We start from the raw sequence: 3753 nt of genomic DNA on the forward strand, positions 1-3753 counted from the left end.
CCTGATGCGTTGCAGTGGCTTCCTGCCGAAGCTCAGGAACAGAACGGGGGTCAGAAAGGTATCAATCAGTGTCGCAGAGATCAGCCCGCCAAAGATGGTGACGGCGACGGGGTGCAGGATTTCGCGGCCAGGCTCTCCGGCCCCGATCAGGAGGGGGATGAGTGCCATGCCGGCAGAAAGCGCGGTCATCAGCACAGGGGTCAGCCGCTCTAGGCTGCCGCGGATCACCAGTTCCTTGCCGAACCGCTTTCCTTCGTAGAGCGCCAGGTTGATGTAGTGCGAGATCTTCAAGATGCCGTTACGGGCCGAAATGCCTGCCAGCGTGATGAAGCCGATCATCGAAGCGACCGACAGCGGCTGTCCGGCGATGTTGAGCGCGACCACGCTGCCGATCAACGCGAGCGGGATATTGCCCATGATGATCAGGGCGAGCGCCGGCGACTGATAGCGGCTGTAAAGAACGACAAAGACAAGGACGAGCGAAACGAGCGAAAGCGCGCCGATCCTTAATGTCGCTTCCTCCTGCGCCTGGAAGGTGCCTTCGAGCCGGGCAACGTAGCCCTGCGGCAGCATCGTTTCGGAGAGGATGCTGCGAATGTCCGCGACGATTGCCGCCATGTCACGCTCACTATCGCTGTTGCCGAGCACCGCGATGCGCCGCTGGCCGTTCTCGCGCAGGATCTGGTTTGGTCCATCCGTCTCGACGACGTCAGCGACCATGCGAAGCGGCACAGTGCCTGCCGGAGTGAAGATTAGGAGATCGGCCAGGCCTGCGGTCGATCGATCAACGTCAGAGAGCCGCATGACCACGTCGAAGCGGCGATTGCCCTCCACGATCTGCGATACCGTCCGGCCATTGGACATGCTCTCCAGCGCCTCAGTGATGGAGGCCGGCGTGAGGCCGTAGAGGGCCGCACGCTCGTGGTCGACATCGACCCGGAGCTGTGGAATGCGGACTTGCTTTTCGACCTGCAGGTCGACCAGACCCTGGACGCCCGACAGCTTCTCGCGCAGCATCTCGGCTGTCGAACGCAGCGTGTCGATGTCATCGCCATAGATTTTCAGTGCGACCTCCGCCCGCACGCCGGAAAGCATGTGATCAAGCCTGTGCGAAATCGGCTGTCCGACATTGAGCGTGGCCGGCAGCACGGCGAGGCGCTGCCGGATATCGGCCATCACCTCTTCCTTCGACCGCGCGGAGCGCTTGAGGTCGACGTCGATCTCGGACGCGTGGACGCCTTCGGCATGCTCGTCGAGTTCGGCGCGGCCGGTGCGCCGACCGACCGACACGACCTCGGGAACTCCCTTGATGATGGTCTCCGCGATCAGTCCCAGACGATTGCTCTCCGCTAGTGCGATGCCGGGATTGTAGGCAAGGCTGATGGTCAGAGTACCCTCATTGAAGGGAGGCAGGAACGAGCGCGGCAAAAGCGTGACAGCATAGGCGGCCGAACCGACGCCAAGAAGCGCCAAGCCGATCACAAGCGCCCTGTTGCCGAACGCCCAGTGCAGAAGTGCATTGTTGGCGCGCTTGAGATGCCGGACAACGAAACTGTCATGTCCATGTCCCTTCGCCCGACCCGAAAGCAGGTAGTATGAGAGCACCGGCGTGACCGTGATCGACACGACGAGCGAGGCCAGGATCGAGACGATGTAAGCCACACCCAGTGGCGCGAACAGACGGCCCTCTATTCCCGACAGCGCGAACAGGGGCACGAACACGAGAATGATGATCATCGTCGCGTAGACGATGCCCGAGCGCACCTCCTGAGATGCGGCGGCAATCACCTCCAGAACTGGCTTTGGCAGAGCTTGGGCGCTGTTCTCCTTCAAACGGCGCAGAATATTCTCGACGTCAACGACTGCGTCGTCCACGAGTTCGCCGATCGCAATCGCGAGGCCGCCCAGCGTCATCGTGTTGATAGTCAGCCCGAAAGCGTGGAAGACCAGCACTGTCACGAGGATCGAGATTGGAATCGCGGTCAACGAAATGAACGTCGCGCGTGCGTTCATGAAAAAGAGGATGAGCACGACCGCCACGACGGCCGCCGCTTCCAGAAGCACCTTCTCGACATTCTCCACCGAAGTTTCGATGAAGGTGGCTTGCCTAAACTGAAGATTGGTTGCCTTCACGCCTTCGGGAAGCGTCTTATCGATGTCGATCAGTGCCGCCTCGATGCGTCCGGTGAGGTCGACCGTGTCCGCGCCGGGCTGTTTCTGCACCGATACAATGACCGCCGGGCGGCCCTGATAGCCTGCATCGCCTCGCTTCACGCGCGCTGCAAAGTCGACATTGGCCACCTGGTGGAGGAAGATCGGCTGGTCATCGCGCCTTGCGACGACCGTGTTGCGCAGGTCTTCCAAGCGCTTCGTCAGGCCTACGTTGCGGATGAGATATTCGCGGCCGTGCTGATCGACGAATCCGCCGCCGGTGTTGGTGCCGAAGCGCGTTACCGCCTGCTCGACTTCGGATGCCGTAACCTGCAAGGCCTGTAAGGCGGCGGTATCTAGGGTGACCCGGTACTGGCGGACTTGCCCGCCTATGGGGATGACCTGCGAAACGCCCTCTATCGTGAGCAACTGGGGACGAATCGTGAAATCCGCGATCTCGCGCAACTCCATCGGCGAAACGGCGTCACTCGAGATGGCGATCAGCATGATCTCGCCCATGATCGAACTCACGGGACCCATTTGTGGCGTAACTCCGGCCGGTAGCTGCTCGCCCACCAGAGCCAGCTTCTCCGCAACAAGCTGCCGGGAGCGGTAGATGTCGGTCTCCCAGTCGAACTCGACATAGATGATGGACAGCCCGACGCCCGAAATCGATCGGACGCGGGTGACGCCGGGCATTCCGTTCATCGCCGTTTCAAGCGGATAAGTGACCAGCTGCTCGACCTCCTGAGGGGCAAGTCCCTCGGCTTCGGTCATCAGTGTCACGGTCGGGCGATTGAGGTCCGGGAATACGTCGACGGGTACCTTCGGAAGCATGTAGCTGCCGTAGGCGACGAGCAGCAAAGCCGCTGCGAGCACGAAAAGCCGGTTCTTGAGGCTATTGCTAACGAGAAAACTGAACATCACAACCTCAGCGGATCTGGTTGATCAGCTCGGAGCCTTGAACGACCACCCGCTCACCCTCCGACAGGCCAGCGCGGATCACCACGCGCTCCGCGTCAAATGCTTCCATATGGACAGGCTTGGGCGCGAAGCGCTCGGGATGGGCATGGAGCCAAACTATTGTTTCGCCATTGCCGCCTCTCACGACGGCGCTTCGTGGAAGGATAAATCCCGACACCGGCTTGCCGACGAACGCCCGTACCGTGACCGGTTGCCCGACCGCGAGGCGTTCGTCCGGGTTTTCTACCGAGAATTGGACTACGCGCGCCTGCTGTTGGAGCGTCTTGCCGAATCCTTGAAAGCTGAGCTTGATTGCGGTGCCCTCGGAGGTCGTCGCGTTTGCGAAGCCCAAGGAGCCGGGCTCCACGTCCGCATAGACCAATGCTTCGACCCAGAGACCAGATGGATCGACGATTTGAAAGACCACATCCGTGGAGCCGACGACCTGTCCTGGCACCGCTTTGACGGCCGCGACCACGCCGTCGATCGGCGCCTTGAGCACCTCGGTGGCGCCGGTTGTCTCCAGCAGAATCTCGCGCCGCCGCCTGAGGCCCGCGAGCTCGGTTTCCGCATCGGTCACCTGACTCTTCGGCGCTACGAAGCTTCCCGCCAGATCGCGCGTCCGCGTCAGCTTTGCCT

Annotated in this window: 2 protein-coding genes; both read right to left on the bottom strand. The window is 61.6% G+C overall.

All coding sequences use genetic code 11. The features are described 5' to 3' along the window. The coding region (locus EOA75_RS30315) for an efflux RND transporter permease subunit (RefSeq protein WP_164747676.1) at positions 1 to 3075 on the bottom strand (3075 nt) is incomplete at its 3' end. 7 nt (positions 3076 to 3082) lie between these two features. After that, a partial coding sequence (locus tag EOA75_RS30320) for an HlyD family efflux transporter periplasmic adaptor subunit (protein ID WP_127325871.1) occupies positions 3083 to 3753 on the bottom strand: 671 nt, incomplete at its 5' end.

Source organism: Mesorhizobium sp. M1A.F.Ca.IN.022.07.1.1, assembly GCF_003997575.1.
Lineage (GTDB): Bacteria > Pseudomonadota > Alphaproteobacteria > Rhizobiales > Rhizobiaceae > Mesorhizobium.